Source organism: Xenorhabdus griffiniae, assembly GCF_037265215.1.
In the GTDB taxonomy this organism is placed as follows: Bacteria; Pseudomonadota; Gammaproteobacteria; order Enterobacterales; family Enterobacteriaceae; genus Xenorhabdus; species Xenorhabdus griffiniae.
The window spans coordinates 400,258-422,071 of sequence record NZ_CP147737.1; the positions used below are offsets into that span (position 1 = coordinate 400,258).

Consider the following 21,814-nt stretch of genomic DNA (forward strand, 5'->3'; position numbering starts at 1 on the left):
TTTGGAGGAGTCAAATTGTCTGAAGAATATGCAGTCTCTTCAATAAAGCAGCCTATCATGGCAACGCGAATTTCGTTTTTTATTGCAGGATTCAGTATTGCGAGCTGGGCGCCGTTGATCCCATTGGTGAAGGAACGACTGGGTCTGGATGATGGTTCAATGGGGCTTCTGATACTGGTGTTTGGTATTGGTTCTTTCATTATGATGCCAATAGCGGGAATGTTGGCTACTCGCTTTGGTTGCCGGAAAGTTTTTACCTTTTTTGCCTTGTTAGCTGTTTTGATATTACCAGGGCTAAGTGTGTTCTCAGCCCCGCTGACATTGGCTTGTGCTTTGTTTGTCTTTGGGATGGGAATTGGGGCGACAGATGTGGTGATCAATATCCATGCGGTCAATATTGAGAAAAGAGTACATCAACCGATTATGTCGGGTTTTCACGCATTATTCAGCCTGGGGGGAATTGCGGGAGCCGGTACTGTCAGCCTATTGTTGTTTTTGGGGATCTCACCCTTTCAGGTTACCCTTGCCGTAGGGGTATTCGTTATCCTGTTATTGTTGCCAACATGGAATGGCATGTTGGATAACGCCGAAACGGAGGAAACGCCATTTTTCGCTTTGCCTCGTGGCATTGTTATTCTGATTGGCTCTCTCTGTTTTGTGGTTTACTTGATGGAAGGCTCCATGCTGGATTGGAGCGGGATCTTATTAAGTAGTGTGCATAATATGAGTAGCCATCAGGCGGGTTTTGGTTATACGCTGTTTGCCATCACCATGACTGCGGGGCGATTTTTGGGTGATAAAATTATTGCAGCATGTGGATATCGGCGCGTATTTTTAGGCAGCGCGATTTTGGCGACGTCAGGTTTTGTCCTGATCTATCTGGCAACCAACACGATCCAATTGGGAATTTCTTTCCTGATGATTGGGGCGGGATTATCCAATTTGGCGCCAATGTTTTTCACTGCTTCAGGCCAGCAGAAGGTGATGCCTGATGCGTTGGCAGTTTCTGCCGTTTCTACGATGGGATATTCAGGGATTTTGCTTGGGCCGGCAATTATTGGTGGTTTGGCACATCAGGTAACATTACATGGTGCTTTTGCCTGTATTGCTGTGCTTTCCCTTTCATTGTTAGCGGGATATGGTTTGATTAATCCCACCAGAAAATAACAGGGTAAATATTGATGAATTTGCAGCAATGCCATTGGTTGAATGAACCTGCTTTATGGCGGTGTCAGGATAATGAACTTCATGTCACGACAGACAATAAAACCGATTTCTGGCGTGATACATGGTATGGTTTTCAGCGTCATAGTGGTCATGTATTTGGTGGCTATGTTGATGATTTTAAACTTGAAGAAGGTTTTACTTTCCAGTTTTGTATCGAAGGCCAGTTTGAACAATTATATGATCAGGCTGGTGTTATGTTGTTGGTGGATGAGCAACATTGGCTAAAAGCGGGCGTTGAACATTCTGATGGACAGGCAACTATCGGCAGTGTATTGACAAATGGCTGTTCTGACTGGGCTATGGGGATCTTTCCCGGTAATCCAGAAAAGTTTTGGCTACGGCTGACTTACCATGATGGGGCTATCAGGTTGCAGTATTCTACAGATGGGGCGACATGGCCGTTACTGAGATTGTCTCCTTTTACCGTTGACAGTCAGCGGATTTTTGTCGGGGCGATGTGTTGCTCACCAGAACGTGAAGGATTGCAGGTGAGGTTTTCCGATTTTAGTCTCACGTCATCGTTGAAAAAACACCTGCATGATTTAAGTTAGCTTTCTATTCGTTATAACCATAATGTGCATTTTCCTGCACATTAATGGTTCTTTTGCCTATATATGGTCATATTTTTGCATCTTATAAGAAGGTATGCCGCGATTGCAGCATACCCAAATACCTAAAATTATCGACCTAGATAATTGTCCCAGTCTTTCCAGACGGGCTGTAAACCCGATTTAATCAAAGATTCAGCAACCTGAAAAACAGAACGATTGTCGTGGGGTGCGAATTGTTCCAACTCGTGGTGCTCATCGGCATAACCGCCTGGCTGGGTTTTTGAACCTGCACTGATATTGTTGATCGCGAGAGGGACAACGTGATCACGGAAAAAGGGGGATTCACGAGTGGACAGGGACAGCTCTACATCCGGTGCCAATAGGCGAAAAGCGCAAATCAGTTGTACCAGTTCAGCTTCATTCATTAAAGAAGCGGGTTCTATGCCACCTGTACAGGGGCGCAGGCGTGGAAAAGAGATGGAGTAACGGCTTTTCCAGAACTGTTTTTGCAGGAAAAAAAGGTGCTCAGCCACCATATAACAATCTGCTCGCCAATTGTGGGATAACCCAATCAAGGCGCCTAGCCCAATCTTGTCAATTCCCGCCCGACCAAGGCGTTCCGGCGTTTCTAATCGCCAATGAAAATCCTGTTTTTTGCCTTTCAAATGATGCAGTTGATAACTGGGTTGATGATAGGTTTCCTGATAGACCATCACGCCATCCAATCCCAATGTTTTCAGTTCAGCATATTCCTCTTGTGCCAGTGGCTGGACCTCCATTGAGACAGAGCTGAAATGGCGGCGGATCAGGGGAAGGTAGCGACGAAAATAATCCATGCCAACTTTGTTTTGGTGTTCCCCTGTGACCAACAGAATATGCTCAAATCCCCGTTTTTTCAGCGCGAGGCATTCCGTCTCAATCTCCTGTTCATTGAGTGTCTTGCGCTTAATGTGATTGCTCATGGAGAAACCACAATAAGTACAGTCGTTGGCACATAGATTGGAAAGGTAGAGTGGGATAAAAAATCCCACGGTATTACCAAAACGCTGGCGAGTCAGTTGTTGTGCACGTTGGGCGAGCGGTTCAAGATAAGGCAGTGCAGCCGGAGAGAGCAGGGCCATAAAGTCATCCAGCGTCAAGCGCACATTGTTTATTGCACGTTCAATGTCCCGTGATGTTTTACTGTTGATGCGTAGGGTGATGTCATCCCAATCCAGTTGTTGCCAGTGTTGGCTGAATGTTCGGTTTGTCATAGTACCCCCAGAAAATCGGTCAGTGGGCTGGAAGCCTCAGCATGGGATTTCTGGCTGGCAACGCCTGCCTGATGTGAAAGTTCGCCGGCTTCAATGGCAGCTTTGAATGCCTGCGCCATCTTAACGGGATTGCGGGCAACAGCGATGGCGGTATTAACCAGCACAGCATCCGCCCCCATTTCGATAGCGGCCAGCGCATGGCTCGGTGCGCCGATCCCGGCATCTACAACAACGGGCACGTTAGCCTGTTCGATGATGATTTGTAAAAAATCGCGAGTCAGTAATCCCTTATTGGAGCCAATAGGGGCGCCCAATGGCATCACGGCAGCGCAGCCGACTTCTTCCAAGCGGCGGCACAGGACAGGATCAGCGCCGCAATAGGGCAGAACAATAAATCCTTCTTTAACTAGCTGTTCCGCCCCTTTTAATGTCTCAACGGGATCGGGCAGCAGGTATTTTACATCGGGGTGGATCTCCAATTTTATCCAGTGAGTTCCCAATGCTTCCCGTGCCAGGCGAGCGGCGAAAATAGCTTCTTCCGCTGTTTTGGCGCCAGAGGTATTGGGTAGCAGTTTGACACCCAACTGTTGCAATGGGGCAAGAATGCCATCGTCATTATTGCCGTGGAGATCGAGGCGTTTCATTGCCATTGTGACCAGTTGGCTGCCAGAGGCGCGGATCGCGTCGATCATTAATCCTGCATTGGCAAATTTGCCTGTTCCGGTAAATAAACGGGATTGGAAGATGGTATCTGCAATTTTTAACATAAATTAACCTCCGGCAATATCAGCCACCCGCAATGGCCTGAAACAGCAAGATAGTATCCCCGTCATTAATCTGATGGGTTTGCCATTCTGAACGCGGAATAATGGTTTGATTGATAGCCAACGCAGTGCCTGATTGCGGGCGTTCTATATGTTCCAGCAATTGATGTTCCAGAAATTGTTGCACCGTCATGGGCGCGTTCAGTGTCACTGGTTGATCGTTGACGATAATGTTCATGCGACTTCTTTTCCTAACCGTTTTTTATCGGTTTGTCTGGTAGTGCTACAAATTGGGCACTGTGATGAACGGGTAAGCTGTAATGTGCTCCAGCTTTGCTGTTTGCCATCAAACAGCCGGAGTTTTCCGTTTAAGGGAGAAGAAAGACCCGCCAGCATTTTTATGGCTTCCAGTGATTGCAAGGTGCCGATGACTCCAACAATAGGGCCTAAGATACCGGCTGTCCGACAATTTCGGTGGGGTTCTTCTTGGTTAGGATAGAGGCAGGCATAGCAACCGTGCTGGTAAGGGGGAGTCAATACCATTAATTGTCCACTAAAGCCGACGGCACTGCCGCTGATAAGTGGTTTGTTTTCTGCAATACAGGCGGCATTGATGGCATGGCGAGTTGCCATGTTGTCACAGCAATCTAATACCAGATCGACTTGACTGACAGCATTAACCAAAGATTCACGATCTTGCCGCTCAGCGAGGGCTGTGATATTGATTTGCGGGTTTAACTCAGCCAGTTGTTTTGCGGCTAATTGGGCTTTGTTGGCCGGAATATCTGCGGTGCGATAGATAATCTGGCGTTGCAGGTTTGAGATATGCAACTTGTCATCATCTGCCAGATAAAGGTTTCCCACCCCTGCTGCCGCGAGATAGAGCGCAGCCGGTGATCCTAATCCACCCAAACCGACAACCAATACCTTGCTGGCTTTTAATTTCTCTTGCCCTTCAGAACCAATGTCTTCCAGCAGTAATTGGCGACTGTAACGCATAAATTCTTGATCGTTTAACATAAAAGCCTCCGATCTTGCCCTTCAACCAGATGAAGTAGCCTGGCTGTTGCCTGTCGCCAATCTTTCGCTTTTGTAATGGCACTGACCAGTGCCACACCACCGACTCCCGTTGCCACCACATCAGGCACTCTTTCCAGAGAAATACCGCCAATGGCGACGGTAGGATATTCTGGGGTGATCTCGACCTGATGTTTGAGTGCGGCAAGTCCTTGTGGTGACGAGGGCATCTCTTTCGTGGTAGTGGGAAAAATATGCCCTAGTGCGATATAAGAGGGGCGCAGGGATTTTGCCCGCGCCAGTTCTTGTTGATCGTGGGTCGAAATGCCCAGACGCAACCCAGCGTGCTGGATGGCATTGAGATCGGCGATATCAAGGTCTTCCTGTCCCAAATGAACGCCATAGGCATGATGCTTGATCGCCAGACGCCAGTAATCATTAATGAATAATCGGGCATTATATTGGTGACCGAGGGCAATGGCAGATTGAATAGCTTTCTCTACCTGTTCTTCCGGCTGATCTTTGATGCGCAATTGCAGGGTTTTGACTCCAGCTTCCAGTAACCGCTCAATCCACATGAGGGAATCCACTACCGGATAAAGCCCCAAGCGGTGCACTGTGGGGGCAAAGGGGAGTTGTGGCAGCGTTGAGATATCAGGCTGATTTTTCACGCGTCACCTCCTCAGCACTGTGATAGAGTTCGCTGCCACGCGAACGGAAGGCTTCTGACATCTGTTCCATACCGGCTTCCTGTTCCAGTTTTGCTGCATAGTCGCGCACATCTTGTGTGATTTTCATTGAGCAGAACTTTGGCCCACACATGGAACAGAAGTGGGCAACTTTGCCGGATTCCTGCGGTAAAGTTTCATCGTGATAGGCGCGGGCGGTATCAGGATCAAGTGCCAGATTAAATTGATCTTCCCAGCGGAATTCAAATCGCGCCTTCGACATAGCATTGTCACGGATTTGTGCACCCGGATGGCCTTTGGCAAGATCTGCCGCATGGGCTGCGATTTTGTAAGTAATCAGGCCCTGTTTGACATCTTCCTTGTTGGGCAGGCCGAGGTGCTCTTTGGGGGTGACATAACACAACATGGCACAGCCAAACCAGCCAATCATGGCGGCGCCAATGCCAGAGGTGAAATGGTCATAACCTGGGGCAATATCGGTCGTCAATGGCCCTAAAGTATAAAATGGGGCTTCGTGGCAATGTTCCAGCTCTTCCGTCATATTACGGCGGATAAGTTGCATTGGGATATGCCCAGGACCTTCAATCATGACCTGAACATCGTATTCCCATGCGATCTTGGTTAGTTCACCAAGGGTATGCAGTTCGGCAAATTGGGCTTCGTCATTGGCATCCTGAATTGAGCCAGGACGCAATCCATCCCCTAAAGAGAGGGAAACATCATAGGCCGCGCAAATTTCACAAATTCCACGAAAGTGGGTATAGAGGAAATTTTCTTGATGATGGGAAAGGCACCATTTCGCCATAATTGAGCCGCCACGGGAAACAATGCCAGTCAGACGTTTGGCGGTCATCGGTACATAACGCAGCAGTACACCAGCATGGATAGTGAAATAATCCACCCCTTGCTCGGCCTGTTCCAGTAAGGTATCGCGGAACATTTCCCATGTCAGGTTTTCTGCAATGCCGTTGACCTTTTCCAGTGCCTGATAAATCGGCACAGTCCCAATGGGAACCGGACTATTGCGCAAGATCCACTCGCGGGTTTCGTGAATGTAGCGTCCGGTGGAGAGATCCATCACGGTATCTGCACCCCAGCGGGTAGACCAAATCAGCTTTTCCACCTCTTCTTCAATGGAGGATGTGACGGAGGAGTTACCGATATTAGCATTGACTTTTACCAGAAAATTGCGACCAATAATCATCGGCTCAGATTCAGGATGATTAATATTGGCGGGAATAATCGCGCGGCCGGCAGCAACTTCCTGGCGGACGAATTCGGGGGTAATGTTTTCCGGTAAGTTGGCACCGAAACTTTGCCCTGCATGTTGCTGGCGCAAGACTTCACTACGAATGCGTTCGCGCCCCATATTTTCACGCAATGCGATAAATTCCATTTCGGGTGTCACGATCCCCTGGCGTGCATAGTGCAATTGGGTGACTCGCTTGCCATGCCTAGCTTTCAGTGGATGCGGGCGATAGTGAAAACGCAGGTGATCTAATCCGGCATCGGCAAGGCGTTGTTGGGTAAAATCGGAACTGAGGATTGAAACAGGTTCGGTATCATTGCGTTCATCAATCCACGGTTGGCGGATCTTAGACAACCCCTTCCTTACATCCAGTATGGCAGCAGGATCGCCATAAGAGCCGGAAGTGTCATAAACGGGAACCGGTTCGTTTGCCTCAAATTGGGGATTTTCTTTCGTGCCCCCAATAAATGTGGGAGAAAGTTGGATCTCACGCATAGGAACCTGAATATCTTGACGTGAGCCTTCAAGGTAAATGCGTTTTGAGTTGGGAAAAGTAACCCCTTGAATGGAATGGATAAACGCTTGTGCCGCATCTCGTTGAGCCTTACGTGGCCGTGCTGGATGGGCTTTAGGCGAGATATCAGCCGTTGGAATAACAGTATTCGAAATAACGATATTGTTGGACTTAGACATAGCAAATTCCTGACCGTGTTATCGCCTGTCTCATTGTTGATCAGGCTTAAGTTGAGAAAATTGCTTGTCTGGAGCTCGCAGGGAGTAATGGTTGGTGCTGATTAATATCTGTACATGTAATGTATAGATGTACGATTGTTGGCAGCGGGGGATTACTCTTGTTCCCTTCGCGGGTATTAGCCCGATCAGGTTCTGCGGATCCCGAATTAACGGTCTCAGCCTGTGTCCATCGTGATATACGTTGAACGCTAGGCACTCCGACAAGAAAAAAACACCCCAAAGTATAAAGGGGATTGTGAAAACTACAACCCCGTTTTTGGGAGCATGTGTTTATTACTGTGACGCCCATTTAAGAAGAGTATTTGCCAGTGCGGTTAATATAATGAGATTGAAGACGTTATATACCCATCTCACTTCAAGATGCATATTGTTTCTCCCCGCTTCGCGGGGAGAAACAATGAGTTATGTTGTCTTATAATGAGCAACTTGAAAGGTAAAGCGTATAAATCACATAACCCATGATGGAACAGATTATGCAACAAAAACTGACAGGTGGAGAACAAGGCTGGTGGATTGTCAGTCTCGAAAATCGCGTTTGGCTCCCGCAAGGAGAGTTACCTTTAGGTACGGCCAGTCAATGGTCCTTACAAGGCCATATGGCAAAACCGATTGGTGAGTGGTTGGGGGAAACGGTCTGGCTGGTGCGTCATAAAATGGCTTCAGATATGTCCTCTCCCCGTTTAATTGCTGATCGGGATGCTAAGTTATTTCAGTTGGTTGGGCGCGGTGTTCAACTGGCTGAATTTTATCGTTCACATCATTATTGTGGTTACTGTGGTCATGAGATGCAGCATAGTCAGCATGAATGGGCCTGTTTGTGCAACCACTGCCATGAACATTACTATCCACAAATTGCGCCCAGCATCATTGTCGGTATTCGCCGTGATGACCATATCTTGCTGGCACAACACCAGCGTCACCGTAATGGGATCCATACCGTGCTGGCCGGGTTTGTTGAAGTGGGGGAAACTCTGGAGGAAGCTGTGCATCGTGAAGTGATGGAAGAGAGCGGAATTAAGATCCGTAACTTGCGTTATGTCGCCTCCCAGCCGTGGCCTTTTCCAAATTCATTGATGGTGGGTTTTCTGGCCGATTATGAGAGCGGTGAAATCAATATTGATCCCGTCGAACTTATTAGTGCAGATTGGCACCGTTATGATCACCTTCCCTTGATTCCTCCCCCTGATACGATTGCCCGCCGTTTAATTGAAGATACAGTTGCGTTATGCCGACATCAATAATCATCACGTTATTGGCGGTTATGTCAGAAGTTCAAATTTAGGCATGTTAAACTGCACCGGTTTTCTCGTGTGTTTGTCGTGCATAAATTAATCAAGGGAGCTTGTCATGAATGAGTTGAAAAACGACCGCTATCTGCGTGCCTTATTGCGTCAGCCCGTCGATATCACACCGGTATGGATGATGCGTCAGGCTGGTCGATATTTACCTGAATATAAAGCTACGCGTCAGGCGGCGGGAGATTTCATCTCGTTATGTAAAAACACCGAATTGGCTTGTGAAGTCACTCTCCAGCCCTTACGTCGCTTTCCGCTGGATGCAGCTATCCTGTTTTCTGATATTTTGACTATTCCTGATGCGATGGGATTAGGGCTGTATTTTGAAACTGGAGAAGGGCCACGTTTTCATTCTCCGATTCAGAATCATGCTGATGTAGAAAAATTGCCTGTGCCTGATCCCGAACTGGAGTTAGGCTATGTTATGGATGCCGTGCGGGCTATTCGTAAGGCATTGGCAGGGCAAGTCCCTTTGATCGGTTTTTCTGGTAGCCCGTGGACATTGGCCACTTATATGGTTGAAGGCGGTAGCAGCAAGGCTTTCACCAAAATTAAGGCCATGATGTATACAGAGCCTGCTACCTTGCATATGTTACTGGATAAATTGGCAAACAGCGTTATTCTATATCTGAATGCGCAAATAAAAGCCGGTGCTCAATCTGTCATGATTTTCGATACTTGGGGTGGGGTTTTGTCCCATCGCGATTATCTGGCGTTTTCCCTGCAATATATGCATAAAATTGTTGATGGTTTGATCCGCGAACATGAAGGACGTCGTGTGCCGGTTACCCTGTTTACCAAAGGGGGAGGGCAGTGGCTTGAAGCGATGGCGGCGACAGGATGTGATGCGCTGGGTTTGGATTGGACAACGAATATGGCTGATGCGCGTCGGCGTGTTGGAGATAAGGTCGCTTTGCAGGGTAATATGGATCCGTCCATGCTATATGCCCCGCCAGCGCGAATTGAAGAAGAAGTTTCGACAATTTTGCAGGATTTTGGTGTGGGTAGTGGGCATGTTTTCAATTTGGGGCACGGTATTCATCAGGATGTTCCGCCAGAGCACGCAGGTGCATTTGTCGAAGCTGTACATAGACTTTCAGTAAAATACCACCAATGATTTTATGATTGATACAAAGGCATTACGTCAAGAACAGAGAGAGAAATCACAGCTGGTTATCCGCCATGATGTTTTTTCCGCATCTTTTACGCCAAGGTTCATTGCGGGTGCTGATGTTGGATTTGAAAAAAGCGGTACGGTGACGCGTGCCGCTATTGCGGTATTGCAATATCCCTCACTAGAATTGGTCGAGTACCAAATTGCCAGAATTGATACAGTACTTCCCTATATCCCCGGTTTGCTCTCATTTCGTGAATATCCTGCACTGATAGCTGCATGGCAAAAATTAAGTTTGCGGCCTGATTTGGTCATGGTGGATGGTCAGGGTATTGCCCATCCTCGGCGTTTTGGTATCGCCAGCCATTTTGGTGTCTTAGTGGATGTTCCCACCATTGGGGTGGCAAAAAGTCGTTTGTGTGGTGAACATATACCGGTAGGTGAGGTTCTGGGTGATCGTCAGCCATTAATAGATCACGGTGAACAGATTGGTGTCGTATTGAGGAGCAAAAAAAGATGCAATCCGCTCTATATTTCTCTTGGACATAAGATCAGTATTGATAGTGCGGTATTCTGGGTTGAGCAGTGTATAAGGGGATATAAACTGCCTGAACCCACCCGTTGGGCGGACGGGATTGCTTCAAATAGGGCGTTTTTTGAGCAAACAATGCAGAAAAATCTATAATTGTGGCGGAAAAGTGTGGATATTCTTGATTTTCAGGTAAACTTCGACGCAAATTAGGCATTATGAGTAACGACCAATGTTAAGAAACCCGATCCACCTGCGGTTGGAGAAACTCGAAAGTTGGCAACATTTGACTTTTATGGCTAGTCTATGTGAGCGGATGTATCCAAATTATCAGGCATTTTGTCTCCAAAGCGGATTTGCAGACCCTGTACAATATCGACGCATTTTGGATCTTGTGTGGGAAATTTTGGTCGTTAAAGATGTAAAAGTGAATTTTGATAATCAGCTGGAAAAATTGGAAACCATTATCCCATCATCAGAAGATTATGATATTTATGGTGTGTATCCAGCGATTGATGCGTGCATTGCATTGAGTGAAGTAATTCATTCTCGTCTGAATGGCTCGACGTTAGAGTATGCAATAACCGTCAGTGAAACATCCGTCCGTACTGTTGCGATGCTAGAAATGACGCAGGCCGGTAGGGAAATGACTGAGGATGAGTTAAAAGTATTACCTGCCATTGAGGAAGAGTGGGACATTCAATGGGAGATTTACCGTTTGTTGGCAAATTGCGAAGAACGGGACATCGAATTGATTAAAGGATTAAAGGCTGATCTCCGTGAGGCGGGGGTTAGCAATATCGGTATAAATTTGGCGCAATAACTTATAAAACGTGACTTAGTGCTTGATTTGCCGTATTTAAAGGCTTCACATTTGCCCTCACTCTGTTCTACATTGGGGGGCGAAAAGAAGTGGCTATCGGTGCGTGTATGCAGGGGTGCTGTCAAATCGGCATATCCGTCGCACTCGATGCTTTGCAAACGATAAACACACTGTAAGGATAATCTATGAATAAGACTGAATTAGTTGATGCAATTGCAGCAGGTGCAGACCTGACCAAAACCCAGGCTAAAGCTGCTCTGGAATCAACTCTGAATGCAATCACTGAATCTCTGAAAAACGGTGATGCAGTGCAGTTGGTAGGCTTTGGTACTTTCAAAGTTAATCATCGTGCAGAGCGTACTGGTCGTAACCCACAGACTGGTAAAGAAATTAAAATCGCAGCAGCAAACGTACCTGCTTTCTCCGCTGGTAAAGCACTGAAAGACGCAGTTAAGTAATCGAATTGCAAAAAAAATAAGAGGGGGAAATAAACCCCTTTTGTTGATTCTACAGGGGCTGTTAGCATTAGGGTTCATCTCTTTGCTCAGCGCCTGTTCGATTCAGCCAACAACCCCGCTTTTCAGCGCCAGTGGTTTTGTGACCGATAACGGCGTGATTCGTTTATGGCGTTTAAACGATCAAGACAGTAAGCCTCAGGTTATCATGAGTGTTTACAGCCCCTACCACAATAAAGCTCCCCATAATAAAGATACGATTGTGACTTTCTACGAATATCGTCATGGCAGCTTGTGGCAAATTCGCCGCAATGTGTTTGATAATCCACCCATTGTAGAGACATTACGTATTTCTCAGGATAATTCTGTCATTTTCAAGCTACGGCAATTACAAAAACGCAATGAACCGTTGTCCGATGATGATGTGACTCGTCTGAAATTTGACGCTAAGCAGATAGAAAAAATCAGTGACGCTTTAATTGCTGATAAGGTTAAGTTGCTGCAAGGGCATTGGCAGAATGGACGAGTGACCACCTGCTTAGGAAAACAATTATTCATTGAATTTGGGCCTCATGCGCAAAAATGGCTCGAAGAAAGGCAAAGCAATAGCTCCGGTTTACTGACTATTGCATGGTTGGATTCGCCTGAAGGTAAAAAGCTATTGTTGGTCGCCAATGATGATTTTTGTCGTTGGGAACCGACGAAAGATAAGCTGTAATTCTGTTATTTTCGTCGGTTGAGGTTGAGCTATTTCAAACGGGCAATGGCTCGGTAGCCAATATCTTTACGATAAAAGCACCCTTCCCAGTCGATTTGTCCGGCTCTCAGATAGGCTTTTTTCTGGGCCTCTGCGATATCGCAACCTAAGGCAGTAACACATAAGACACGCCCGCCCGCGGTGATAATATTTTCATCTTTAAGGGCTGTCCCTGCGTGGAAGACTTTTTCATTGGTGTCAGATTCATCGGCATCAGACTTCTCTAACCCACTGATAACGTCACCTTTGGTATAACTGGCCGGATAACCGCCCGCCGCCAGTACAACGCCCAAAGCAGGACGGGCGTCCCATTCAGAGGTTTTTTCACCTAACTGACCTTTAGCTCCGGCAAGACACAGTTCGACCAAATCAGAACGTAGACGCATCATGATAGGTTGGGTTTCGGGATCACCAAAGCGACAGTTAAATTCGATCACTTTCGGTTCACCTTGGTTATCAATCATCAATCCCGCATACAGAAATCCAACGTAGGTATGGCCTTCAGCCGCCATTCCTTCCACTGTGGGGTAAATGATTTTTTCCATCACTCGCTGATGGATCTCATCTGTGACTACCGGAGCGGGGGAGTAAGCCCCCATTCCTCCGGTATTTGGCCCTGTATCACCGTCACCTACGCGCTTGTGATCTTGACTGGTTGCCATCGGAACCACGTTTTTGCCATCCACCATAACAATAAAACTGGCTTCTTCTCCTGCCAGAAATTCTTCAATGACAATACGATGCCCAGCATCACCAAATGCATTACCTGCCAGCATATCTTTGATCGCGTTTTGTGCTTCTTCCAGGGTTGTAGCAACGACTACACCTTTACCGGCAGCTAAACCATCGGCTTTGATAACGATTGGCGCGCCTACTTTTTCCAGATAAGCCAGTGCGGGTTCAATTTCTGTGAAATTTTGGTAGGCCGCTGTAGGTATATGATGGCGGGCAAGAAAATCTTTAGTAAAGGCTTTGGAACCTTCCAATTGCGCGGCCGCTTTTGTCGGGCCGAAAATAGTCAGCCCTGCCTGTTGGAAAGCATCAACTACACCGATAACCAGTGGCGCTTCAGGCCCCACAATGGTTAGGCCAATATCATTATCTTGGGCAAATGCCAGTAACCCTTCAATATCAGTCGCGGCAATGTCCACATTTTCTAAATTAGCTTCCAACGCAGTACCTGCGTTACCTGGTGCGACATATACCTTGTTTGCCAGAGGCGATTGTGCTGCTTTCCAGGCTAATGCATGTTCTCTTCCGCCACTGCCAATAACTAATATGTTCATCTGGAGCTCCTATTAATAAGACATAAGTTGTTAATGGCGAAAATGGCGCATGCCAGTGAAAATCATGGCGATGCCGTGTTCATTGGCAGCGGCAATCACCTCATCATCACGAATGGAGCCACCAGGTTGGATAATACAGCTCACACTTACAGCGGCTGCGGCATCAATACCATCACGGAATGGAAAAAATGCATCTGAAGCCATGGCACAGCCCTGAACTTCCAATCCTTCATCTGCTGCCTTAATGCCGGCGATTTTGGCAGAGTAAACACGGCTCATTTGTCCGGCTCCAATACCAACGGTCATATTATCCTTGGCATAAACAATCGCATTGGATTTGACGAACTTAGCAACTTTCCAGCAAAACAGAGCATCCTGCATTTCTTGTTCCGTTGGCTGACGTTGGGAGACAACAACCAGATCATCGTTTGTCACCATACCTAAATCGCGATCTTGGACCAGCAAACCGCCGTTGACACGTTTGAAATCCAAGCCGGCAACCGGAGAATGCCATTCACCACACGCCAAAACGCGGACATTTTGTTTTGTTGCCAGAATTGGCAGTGCTGCTTCACTAACGGAAGGCGCAATGATGACCTCAACAAATTGACGTTCAATAATGGCCTGAGCGGTGTTGATATCGAGTTCACGGTTGAAGGCTATAATGCCACCGAATGCGGAAGTAGGATCGGTTTTAAAGGCGCGATCGTAGGCGGTATGGATATCAGAACCAATCGCAACGCCACAAGGATTGGCATGTTTGACAATGACACAAGCTGGTTCGGAAAAGCTTTTTACACATTCCAGTGCGGCATCGGTATCTGCGATATTGTTATAAGAAAGTGCCTTACCTTGTAACTGGGCTGCCGTAGCAATTGAAGCTTCTGCGATTTGGTCTTCTATATAGAAAGCGGCATCTTGGTGGCTGTTTTCACCATAACGCATATCCTGCTTTTTAATGAAGTTGAGATTCAGCGTGCGGGGGAAACGTCCTGATGGCTGATCAGTTTCGCCATAATATGGCGGAACCAACTTGCCAAAATAATTGGCAATCATGCTGTCATAAGCGGAGGTATGTTCAAACGCCTTGATGGCTAGATTAAAGCGAGTGGAGTGTGTCAGTGAATTTTGATTGTTGTCCATCTCCTCAATAATTTTGTCGTAATCCTGGCTATTGACAACAATCGCCACATCTTTGTGGTTTTTAGCCGCGGAGCGAACCATTGTTGGGCCGCCAATATCAATATTCTCTACTGCGTCTTCCAGAGAGCAATCGGGTTTCGCTACGGTTTGAGCAAAGGGATAAAGGTTAACAACCACCATATCAATCTGTGAAATCTGGTGTTGTCCCATCACTTCATCATCTAATCCACGCCGACCCAAAATGCCGCCATGAATTTTAGGATGGAGTGTTTTGACACGCCCATCCATCATTTCGGGAAAGCCTGTATAGTCAGAAACCTCGGTGACATTCAATCCTGCTTCGGCCAGCAGACGAGCAGTGCCTCCCGTTGAAAGCAGTTCGACACTGCGATTGGATAAGGCTTTGGCAAATTCAACAACCCCCGCTTTGTCAGAAACACTTAGCAGGGCACGGCGGATTGGACGAAGCTGTTGCATTGGTGTGATCCCTTGAATTTCATAAAACAAGAATGTGCTATTGGGGAAAATCCACTGATTGAGAGAAAAAAATGATTTCTGCAATAACATTTCAAAACAATCTGAAAAAACACTTGGTGATTTTTCCTTCGCAGATTGTAACGAAAACGTTTGCGTGATGCTCGATAAATTTTATCAAAATATCACTTTGTGGATAAATCTGTGCATATGTAGGTATAAAGCAGTGTTTTGCTGTGTAATTCATCAAGCGATAATTATTTCAAAAAAAACTATTGCCAGCGCCGAAAAACTCCCTATAATGCGCCACCACTGACCGACGCTGAGCTGAAACAAGCCGCGAAGGCCGGTGAGAGAAAAGGGAAAATAATCGCTTGACTCTCAAGGCGAAAAGCGTAAGATACGCAGCCTCGCAACCCGGAAGACGCTTCCGGTTGCCAATGCTCTTTAACAAGTTAATCAGACAATCTGTGTGGGCACTCGCAAGAGACTATCGAATTGCCGCAAGGCAAAAAAGATTCAAGTCTTAAAGAGTGACTAAGCAGTTAATTCATTATGAACTAACAGTGAAATTCTTTGAGCATCAAACTTTTAATTGAAGAGTTTGATCATGGCTCAGATTGAACGCTGGCGGCAGGCCTAACACATGCAAGTCGAGCGGCAGCGGGGGAGAGCTTGCTTTCCTGCCGGCGAGCGGCGGACGGGTGAGTAATGTCTGGGGATCTGCCCGAGGGCGGGGGATAACCACTGGAAACGGTGGCTAATACCGCATAATCTCTAAGGAGCAAAGTGGGGGACCTTCGGGCCTCACGCCTTCGGATGAACCCAGATGGGATTAGCTAGTAGGTGGGGTAATGGCTCACCTAGGCGACGATCCCTAGCTGGTCTGAGAGGATGACCAGCCACACTGGGACTGAGACACGGCCCAGACTCCTACGGGAGGCAGCAGTGGGGAATATTGCACAATGGGCGCAAGCCTGATGCAGCCATGCCGCGTGTATGAAGAAGGCCTTCGGGTTGTAAAGTACTTTCAGTGGGGAGGAAGGCACAGGGTCGAATACACCCTGTGATTGACGTTACCCACAGAAGAAGCACCGGCTAACTCCGTGCCAGCAGCCGCGGTAATACGGAGGGTGCAAGCGTTAATCGGAATTACTGGGCGTAAAGCGCACGCAGGCGGTCAATTAAGTTAGATGTGAAATCCCCGGGCTTAACCTGGGAATGGCATCTAAGACTGGTTGGCTAGAGTCTCGTAGAGGGGGGTAGAATTCCACGTGTAGCGGTGAAATGCGTAGAGATGTGGAGGAATACCGGTGGCGAAGGCGGCCCCCTGGACGAAGACTGACGCTCAGGTGCGAAAGCGTGGGGAGCAAACAGGATTAGATACCCTGGTAGTCCACGCTGTAAACGATGTCGATTTGGAGGTTGTGGCCTTGAGCTGTGGCTTCCGGAGCTAACGCGTTAAATCGACCGCCTGGGGAGTACGGTCGCAAGATTAAAACTCAAATGAATTGACGGGGGCCCGCACAAGCGGTGGAGCATGTGGTTTAATTCGATGCAACGCGAAGAACCTTACCTACTCTTGACATCCACGGAATTCTGCAGAGATGCGGAAGTGCCTTCGGGCACCGTGAGACAGGTGCTGCATGGCTGTCGTCAGCTCGTGTTGTGAAATGTTGGGTTAAGTCCCGCAACGAGCGCAACCCTTATCCTTTGTTGCCAGCACTTCGGGTGGGAACTCAAGGGAGACTGCCGGTGATAAACCGGAGGAAGGTGGGGATGACGTCAAGTCATCATGGCCCTTACGAGTAGGGCTACACACGTGCTACAATGGCAGATACAAAGAGAAGCGACCTCGCGAGAGCAAGCGGACCTCATAAAGTCTGTCGTAGTCCGGATTGGAGTCTGCAACTCGACTCCATGAAGTCGGAATCGCTAGTAATCGCAGATCAGCATGCTGCGGTGAATACGTTCCCGGGCCTTGTACACACCGCCCGTCACACCATGGGAGTGGGTTGCAAAAGAAGCAGGTAGCTTAACCTTTTGGAGGGCGCTTGCCACTTTGTGATTCATGACTGGGGTGAAGTCGTAACAAGGTAACCGTAGGGGAACCTGCGGTTGGATCACCTCCTTACCAAACGATAGTGATTGTGCAGTGCTCACACAGATTGTCTGATAAAAGAAGAGACGGAAACGAAATAGGCTTGTAGCTCAGGTGGTTAGAGCGCACCCCTGATAAGGGTGAGGTCGGTGGTTCAAGTCCACTCAGGCCTACCAATTTTGCTGTCCGGTGACATGGGGCTATAGCTCAGCTGGGAGAGCGCCTGCCTTGCACGCAGGAGGTCAGCGGTTCGATCCCGCTTAGCTCCACCATGACTCTTCTTGACTTGAATGATTTCAGAACGCATCAAACGTGGTGTGTTGTGAAATTATGGCTCTTTAACAATCTGGAACAAGCTGAAAATTTGAAACCGTCAATGTTATGGAATTAACATTGATGAAACTCTCAACACTCCGACCGGAAGACTTCTTCGGGTTGTGAGGTTAAGCGACTAAGCGTACACGGTGGATGCCTAGGCAGTCAGAGGCGATGAAGGACGTGCTAATCTGCGAAAAGCGCCGGTGAGCTGATATGAAGCGCTATCAGCCGGCGATGTCCGAATGGGGAAACCCGGTGCAATCCGTTGCACCATCATTAACTGAATCCATAGGTTAATGAGGCGAACCGGGGGAACTGAAACATCTCAGTACCCCGAGGAAAAGAAATCAACCGAGATTCCCCCAGTAGCGGCGAGCGAACGGGGAGGAGCCCAGAACCAGCATCAGTGTGTGTGTCAGTGGAAGCGTCTGGAAAGGCGCACAGTAAAGGGTGATAGTCCCGTACACGAAGAGACACAGGCTGTGAGTTCGATGAGTAGGGCGGGACACGTGTTATCCTGTCTGAATGTGGGGGGACCATCCTCCAAGGCTAAATACTCCTGACTGACCGATAGTGAACCAGTACCGTGAGGGAAAGGCGAAAAGAACCCCGGCGAGGGGAGTGAAAAAGAACCTGAAACCGTGTACGTACAAGCAGTGGGAGCCTTGATTTATCAGGGTGACTGCGTACCTTTTGTATAATGGGTCAGCGACTTATATTCTGTAGCAAGGTTAACCGTATAGGGGAGCCGCAGGGAAACCGAGTCTTAACGGGGCGTTAAGTTGCAGGGTATAGACCCGAAACCCGGTGATCTAGCCATGGGCAGGTTGAAGGTTGGGTAACACTAACTGGAGGACCGAACCGACTAATGTTGAAAAATTAGCGGATGACTTGTGGCTGGGGGTGAAAGGCCAATCAAACCGGGAGATAGCTGGTTCTCCCCGAAAGCTATTTAGGTAGCGCCTCGTGAATTCATCTTCGGGGGTAGAGCACTGTTTCGGCTAGGGGGTCATCCCGACTTACCAACCCGATGCAAACTGCGAATACCGAAGAATGTTATCACGGGAGACACACGGCGGGTGCTAACGTCCGTCGTGAAGAGGGAAACAACCCAGACCGCCAGCTAAGGTCCCCAAGTCATGGTTAAGTGGGAAACGAAGTGGGAAGGCTCAGACAGCCAGGATGTTGGCTTAGAAGCAGCCATCATTTAAAGAAAGCGTAATAGCTCACTGGTCGAGTCGGCCTGCGCGGAAGATGTAACGGGGCTAAACCATGCACCGAAGCTGCGGCAGCGACACAACGTGTCGTTGGGTAGGGGAGCGTTCTGTAAGCCGTTGAAGGTCCACTGTGAGGTGGGCTGGAGGTATCAGAAGTGCGAATGCTGACATAAGTAACGATAAAGCGGGTGAAAAACCCGCTCGCCGGAAGACCAAGGGTTCCTGTCCAACGTTAATCGGGGCAGGGTGAGTCGACCCCTAAGGCGAGGCTGAAAAGCGTAGTCGATGGGAAACAGGTTAATATTCCTGTACGGGCCCGAATTGCGATGGGGGGACGGAGAAGGCTAGGCAAGCCGGGCGACGGTCGTCCCGGTTTAAGTGTGTAGGTGGGCTGACCAGGCAAATCCGGTGAGCCACAACACTGAGGCACGATGACGAGGCACTACGGTGCTGAAGTTGCTGATGCCCCGCTTCCAGGAAAAGCCCCTAAGCTTCAGATTCGGGTCCATCGTACCCCAAACCGACACAGGTGGTCAGGTAGAGAATACTCAGGCGCTTGAGAGAACTCGGGTGAAGGAACTAGGCAAAATGGTGCCGTAACTTCGGGAGAAGGCACGCTGGCGTTAGGTGAAGGAACCTGCTTCCGGAGCCGAGGCCAGTCGCAGATACCAGCTGGCTGCAACTGTTTAATAAAAACACAGCACTGTGCAAACACGAAAGTGGACGTATACGGTGTGACGCCTGCCCGGTGCTGGAAGGTTAATTGATGGGGTTATCGCCTCGGCGAGAAGCTCTTGATCGAAGCCCCAGTAAACGGCGGCCGTAACTATAACGGTCCTAAGGTAGCGAAATTCCTTGTCGGGTAAGTTCCGACCTGCACGAATGGCGTAATGATGGCCAGGCTGTCTCCACCCGAGACTCAGTGAAATTGAACTCGCTGTGAAGATGCAGTGTACCCGCGGCAAGACGGAAAGACCCCGTGAACCTTTACTATAGCTTGACACTGAACATGGAGCCTTGATGTGTAGGATAGGTGGGAGGCTGTGAAGTGTGGACGCCAGTCTGCATGGAGCCATCCTTGAAATACCACCCTTGAATGTTTGATGTTCTAACGCCGGCCCGTTATCCGGGTTGCGGACAGTGTCTGGTGGGTAGTTTGACTGGGGCGGTCTCCTCCCAAAGTGTAACGGAGGAGCACGAAGGTTAGCTAATCACGGTCGGACATCGTGAGGTTAGTGCAAAGGCATAAGCTAGCTTGACTGCGAGAGTGACGGCTCGAGCAGGTACGAAAGTAGGTCTTAGTGATCCGGTGGTTCTGCATGGAAGGGCCATCGCTCAACGGATAAAAGGTACTCCGGGGATAACAGGCTGATACCGCCCAAGAGTTCATATCGACGGCGGTGTTTGGCACCTCGATGTCGGCTCATCACATCCTGGGGCTGAAGTAGGTCCCAAGGGTATGGCTGTTCGCCATTTAAAGTGGTACGCGAGCTGGGTTTAGAACGTCGTGAGACAGTTCGGTCCCTATCTGCCGTGGGCGTTGGAAGATTGCAAGGGGCTGCTCCTAGTACGAGAGGACCGGAGTGGACGCACCACTGGTGTTCGGGTTGTCATGCCAATGGCACTGCCCGGTAGCTAAGTGCGGAAGAGATAACCGCTGAAAGCATCTAAGCGGGAAACTTGCCTTAAGATGAGTCTTCCCTTACTCCTTGAGGGTACTGAAGGAACGTTCGAGACGAGGACGTGGATAGGCCGGGTGTGTAAGCGTTGCGAGACGTTGAGCTAACCGGTACTAATGAACCGTGCGGCTTAACCTGACAACACCGAAGGGGTTTTCGGGAGTGGAAAGAGAGAGACGGGTTTCAGCGTAGAAAAGCAGCTTGTTCGGGATTGAAAACAGGATTTGTCTGGCGGCAATAGCGCGGTGGTCCCACCTGACCCCATGCCGAACTCAGCAGTGAAACGCCGTAGCGCCGATGGTAGTGTGGGGTCTCCCCATGTGAGAGTAGGGCACTGCCAGACATCAATTAGTCAGAGAAGCCATCCGTCACCGGATGGCTTTTTTGCGTTTAATTTTTTAGGATGTTCGATTATTTTTGCGTGTATAAGCGGCCAATATCGCCCTTTCTGATAATTCCAGATACTCTTTCATTGCTCTGGCTGCTTGATCATTTTTTCCTGAATTGAGTAATTCCAGAATATGTGCATTTTTATCGATATAAGGTGCATACAAAAGCTCAGGATCATTCAAAATACCAAAAGCCAAACGCAGTTCTGCGGAAATATTGTGATAGAAAGCGATCACCCTATCACTATCAGTTAATTCTACGATTGCGGCATGAAAGTGCATATTTTCTGTTCCGGCGCTAATCCAATCTTGTTGCTCGCGACATTGTTGGGCGGCTTCAACAGCTTGTTTCATTTTGGCAACACTGGGATGCATTGGATAAGCCTGAGCAAGCGCCTGACATTCAATTAACTGCCGTACTCGATAGATATCAATAATAGATGCGATATCGGGCGTTGCAACAAACACGCCACGATTAGGTTCATGTTTCAGCAGCCCTTCTTGCGTGAGAAGGCGGAACACTTCACGTAATGTATTCCGTGAAATTTCAAGCTGTTCACTCAACGCAGCTTCCGATAGTCGTTGTCCAGGTAATAACTCCCCAACAACCAGTTTATTTCTGATGGTTTCAGCGATTCTTTTGCTCAAAATTTGGGGAGAATGGTTTTTTTTCATAGTTATCCGTTAGATTTAATGGCTGATAACAAGCACCTTCAAAGCATATACGAAAG

Annotated in this window: 17 protein-coding genes, 2 tRNA genes, 3 rRNA genes and 1 riboswitch; of the genes, 13 read left to right on the plus strand and 9 right to left on the minus strand. The window is 48.3% G+C overall.

The annotated features are described in order from the left end of the window. The first annotated feature begins 15 nt into the window (after nt 1-15). Together WDV75_RS01790 and WDV75_RS01795 are read left to right on the plus strand one after the other, a co-directional pair. Nucleotides 16-1,167 (plus strand): MFS transporter, encoded by a 1,152-nt coding sequence (locus WDV75_RS01790; protein ID WP_273570649.1) that lies wholly within the window; start codon nt 16-18, stop codon nt 1,165-1,167. A gap of 14 nt (nt 1,168-1,181) precedes the next feature. Next, entirely contained in the window at nt 1,182-1,778 is a 597-nt protein-coding gene (locus WDV75_RS01795) for a DUF1349 domain-containing protein (protein WP_273570651.1), read from the plus strand. 128 nt (nt 1,779-1,906) lie between these two features. On the opposite strand, the gene thiH is transcribed toward WDV75_RS01795, so the two are convergent. Genes thiH through thiC form a run of 6 tightly spaced genes read right to left on the minus strand, consistent with a single transcriptional unit; the run spans nt 1,907 to nt 7,443 of the window. Next, complete coding sequence (gene thiH, locus WDV75_RS01800) at nt 1,907-3,031, minus strand: 2-iminoacetate synthase ThiH (protein ID WP_273570653.1); 1,125 nt, start codon at nt 3,029-3,031, stop codon at nt 1,907-1,909. Beyond that, nucleotides 3,028-3,798, minus strand: a complete 771-nt coding sequence (locus WDV75_RS01805) for a thiazole synthase (RefSeq protein ID WP_273570655.1) — start codon at nt 3,796-3,798, stop codon at nt 3,028-3,030. The genes thiH and WDV75_RS01805 overlap by 4 nt, the downstream gene beginning before the upstream one ends. Before the next feature lie 19 nt (nt 3,799-3,817). Beyond that, a complete protein-coding gene (thiS, locus tag WDV75_RS01810) occupies nt 3,818-4,033 on the minus strand; it encodes a sulfur carrier protein ThiS (RefSeq protein WP_273570657.1) in 216 nt (71 codons plus the stop codon). Next, nucleotides 4,030-4,815, minus strand: a complete 786-nt coding sequence (locus tag WDV75_RS01815; protein ID WP_273570659.1) for a HesA/MoeB/ThiF family protein — start codon at nt 4,813-4,815, stop codon at nt 4,030-4,032. The genes thiS and WDV75_RS01815 overlap by 4 nt, the downstream gene beginning before the upstream one ends. After that, a complete protein-coding gene (gene thiE / locus WDV75_RS01820; protein WP_273570661.1) occupies nt 4,809-5,483 on the minus strand; it encodes a thiamine phosphate synthase in 675 nt (224 codons plus the stop codon). The genes WDV75_RS01815 and thiE overlap by 7 nt, the downstream gene beginning before the upstream one ends. After that, nucleotides 5,467-7,443 (minus strand): phosphomethylpyrimidine synthase ThiC, encoded by a 1,977-nt coding sequence (gene thiC, locus WDV75_RS01825; protein ID WP_273570663.1) that lies wholly within the window; start codon nt 7,441-7,443, stop codon nt 5,467-5,469. Before thiC ends, thiE begins: the two co-directional genes overlap by 17 nt. Nucleotides 7,444-7,588: 145 nt before the next feature. Continuing rightward, a riboswitch (TPP riboswitch) is annotated at nt 7,589-7,713 on the minus strand. Between the two features lie 263 nt (nt 7,714-7,976). On the opposite strand from thiC, the gene nudC reads away from it, so the two are divergent. The 6 genes from nudC to WDV75_RS01855 all read left to right on the plus strand — a co-directional run bounded on the left by nudC (nt 7,977) and on the right by WDV75_RS01855 (nt 12,437). Beyond that, the gene (gene nudC / locus WDV75_RS01830) at nt 7,977-8,744 is read left to right on the plus strand and encodes an NAD(+) diphosphatase (RefSeq protein ID WP_273570665.1); all 768 of its coding nucleotides are present in this window, start codon (nt 7,977-7,979) and stop codon (nt 8,742-8,744) included. 106 nt (nt 8,745-8,850) lie between these two features. Next, nucleotides 8,851-9,915: a uroporphyrinogen decarboxylase gene (hemE, locus tag WDV75_RS01835; protein WP_189759096.1), complete on the plus strand. Its 1,065-nt coding sequence runs from the start codon at nt 8,851-8,853 to the stop codon at nt 9,913-9,915. A 4-nt stretch (nt 9,916-9,919) separates the two neighbouring features. Continuing rightward, nucleotides 9,920-10,597 carry a deoxyribonuclease V gene (nfi, locus tag WDV75_RS01840; RefSeq protein ID WP_273570668.1) on the plus strand — a complete coding sequence of 226 codons (678 nt, stop codon included), beginning with the start codon at nt 9,920-9,922 and terminating at the stop codon, nt 10,595-10,597. Nucleotides 10,598-10,673: 76 nt separating this feature from the next. After that, entirely contained in the window at nt 10,674-11,264 is a 591-nt protein-coding gene (locus WDV75_RS01845; RefSeq protein ID WP_273570670.1) for a YjaG family protein, read from the plus strand. Nucleotides 11,265-11,449: 185 nt separating this feature from the next. Then, complete coding sequence (gene hupA / locus WDV75_RS01850; protein WP_010848914.1) at nt 11,450-11,722, plus strand: nucleoid-associated protein HU-alpha; 273 nt, start codon at nt 11,450-11,452, stop codon at nt 11,720-11,722. Nucleotides 11,723-11,762: 40 nt separating this feature from the next. Beyond that, the gene (locus tag WDV75_RS01855; RefSeq protein ID WP_337927178.1) at nt 11,763-12,437 is read left to right on the plus strand and encodes a DUF1481 domain-containing protein; all 675 of its coding nucleotides are present in this window, start codon (nt 11,763-11,765) and stop codon (nt 12,435-12,437) included. Nucleotides 12,438-12,466: 29 nt separating this feature from the next. Here the strand turns inward: WDV75_RS01855 and purD are convergent, their stop codons facing one another. Both purD and purH read right to left on the minus strand, forming a co-directional pair. Further along, a complete protein-coding gene (gene purD, locus WDV75_RS01860) occupies nt 12,467-13,762 on the minus strand; it encodes a phosphoribosylamine--glycine ligase (RefSeq protein ID WP_273570671.1) in 1,296 nt (431 codons plus the stop codon). 30 nt (nt 13,763-13,792) lie between these two features. Beyond that, complete coding sequence (gene purH, locus WDV75_RS01865; protein WP_273570673.1) at nt 13,793-15,382, minus strand: bifunctional phosphoribosylaminoimidazolecarboxamide formyltransferase/IMP cyclohydrolase; 1,590 nt, start codon at nt 15,380-15,382, stop codon at nt 13,793-13,795. Nucleotides 15,383-15,971: 589 nt separating this feature from the next. On the opposite strand from purH, the gene WDV75_RS01870 reads away from it, so the two are divergent. The 5 genes from WDV75_RS01870 (at nt 15,972) to rrf (ending at nt 21,037) form a co-directional block, all read left to right on the plus strand. Further along, a 16S ribosomal RNA gene (locus tag WDV75_RS01870) occupies nt 15,972-17,513 on the plus strand. A 66-nt stretch (nt 17,514-17,579) separates the two neighbouring features. Further along, a tRNA-Ile gene (locus WDV75_RS01875) sits at nt 17,580-17,656 on the plus strand. 20 nt (nt 17,657-17,676) lie between these two features. Then, a tRNA-Ala gene (locus WDV75_RS01880) sits at nt 17,677-17,752 on the plus strand. A 169-nt stretch (nt 17,753-17,921) separates the two neighbouring features. After that, nucleotides 17,922-20,832, plus strand: a 23S ribosomal RNA gene (locus tag WDV75_RS01885). 89 nt (nt 20,833-20,921) lie between these two features. Further along, nucleotides 20,922-21,037: ribosomal RNA gene (rrf, locus tag WDV75_RS01890) — 5S ribosomal RNA — on the plus strand. The 16S, 23S and 5S rRNA genes sit together here with 2 tRNA genes alongside, the layout of an rRNA operon. A gap of 55 nt (nt 21,038-21,092) precedes the next feature. On the opposite strand, the gene WDV75_RS01895 is transcribed toward rrf, so the two are convergent. After that, complete coding sequence (locus tag WDV75_RS01895) at nt 21,093-21,758, minus strand: GntR family transcriptional regulator (RefSeq protein ID WP_273571104.1); 666 nt, start codon at nt 21,756-21,758, stop codon at nt 21,093-21,095. Between the last annotated feature and the right edge of the window lie 56 nt (nt 21,759-21,814).

Excerpts from the sequence above, each read along its gene's own strand:
- thiC (WP_273570663.1), bottom strand. The coding sequence starts at position 7,443 with ATGTCTAAGTCCAACAATATCGTTATTTCGAATACTGTTATTCCAACG.
- WDV75_RS01815 (WP_273570659.1), bottom strand. The coding sequence starts at position 4,815 with ATGTTAAACGATCAAGAATTTATGCGTTACAGTCGCCAATTACTGCTG.
- hupA (WP_010848914.1), top strand. The coding sequence starts at position 11,450 with ATGAATAAGACTGAATTAGTTGATGCAATTGCAGCAGGTGCAGACCTG.
- purH (WP_273570673.1), bottom strand. The coding sequence starts at position 15,382 with ATGCAACAGCTTCGTCCAATCCGCCGTGCCCTGCTAAGTGTTTCTGAC.
- nudC (WP_273570665.1), top strand. The coding sequence starts at position 7,977 with ATGCAACAAAAACTGACAGGTGGAGAACAAGGCTGGTGGATTGTCAGT.
- WDV75_RS01805 (WP_273570655.1), bottom strand. The coding sequence starts at position 3,798 with ATGTTAAAAATTGCAGATACCATCTTCCAATCCCGTTTATTTACCGGA.
- WDV75_RS01795 (WP_273570651.1), top strand. The coding sequence starts at position 1,182 with ATGAATTTGCAGCAATGCCATTGGTTGAATGAACCTGCTTTATGGCGG.
- WDV75_RS01895 (WP_273571104.1), bottom strand. The coding sequence starts at position 21,758 with ATGAAAAAAAACCATTCTCCCCAAATTTTGAGCAAAAGAATCGCTGAA.
- thiH (WP_273570653.1), bottom strand. The coding sequence starts at position 3,031 with ATGACAAACCGAACATTCAGCCAACACTGGCAACAACTGGATTGGGAT.
- thiS (WP_273570657.1), bottom strand. The coding sequence starts at position 4,033 with ATGAACATTATCGTCAACGATCAACCAGTGACACTGAACGCGCCCATG.
- nfi (WP_273570668.1), top strand. The coding sequence starts at position 9,920 with ATGATTGATACAAAGGCATTACGTCAAGAACAGAGAGAGAAATCACAG.
- hemE (WP_189759096.1), top strand. The coding sequence starts at position 8,851 with ATGAATGAGTTGAAAAACGACCGCTATCTGCGTGCCTTATTGCGTCAG.
- WDV75_RS01845 (WP_273570670.1), top strand. The coding sequence starts at position 10,674 with ATGTTAAGAAACCCGATCCACCTGCGGTTGGAGAAACTCGAAAGTTGG.
- purD (WP_273570671.1), bottom strand. The coding sequence starts at position 13,762 with ATGAACATATTAGTTATTGGCAGTGGCGGAAGAGAACATGCATTAGCC.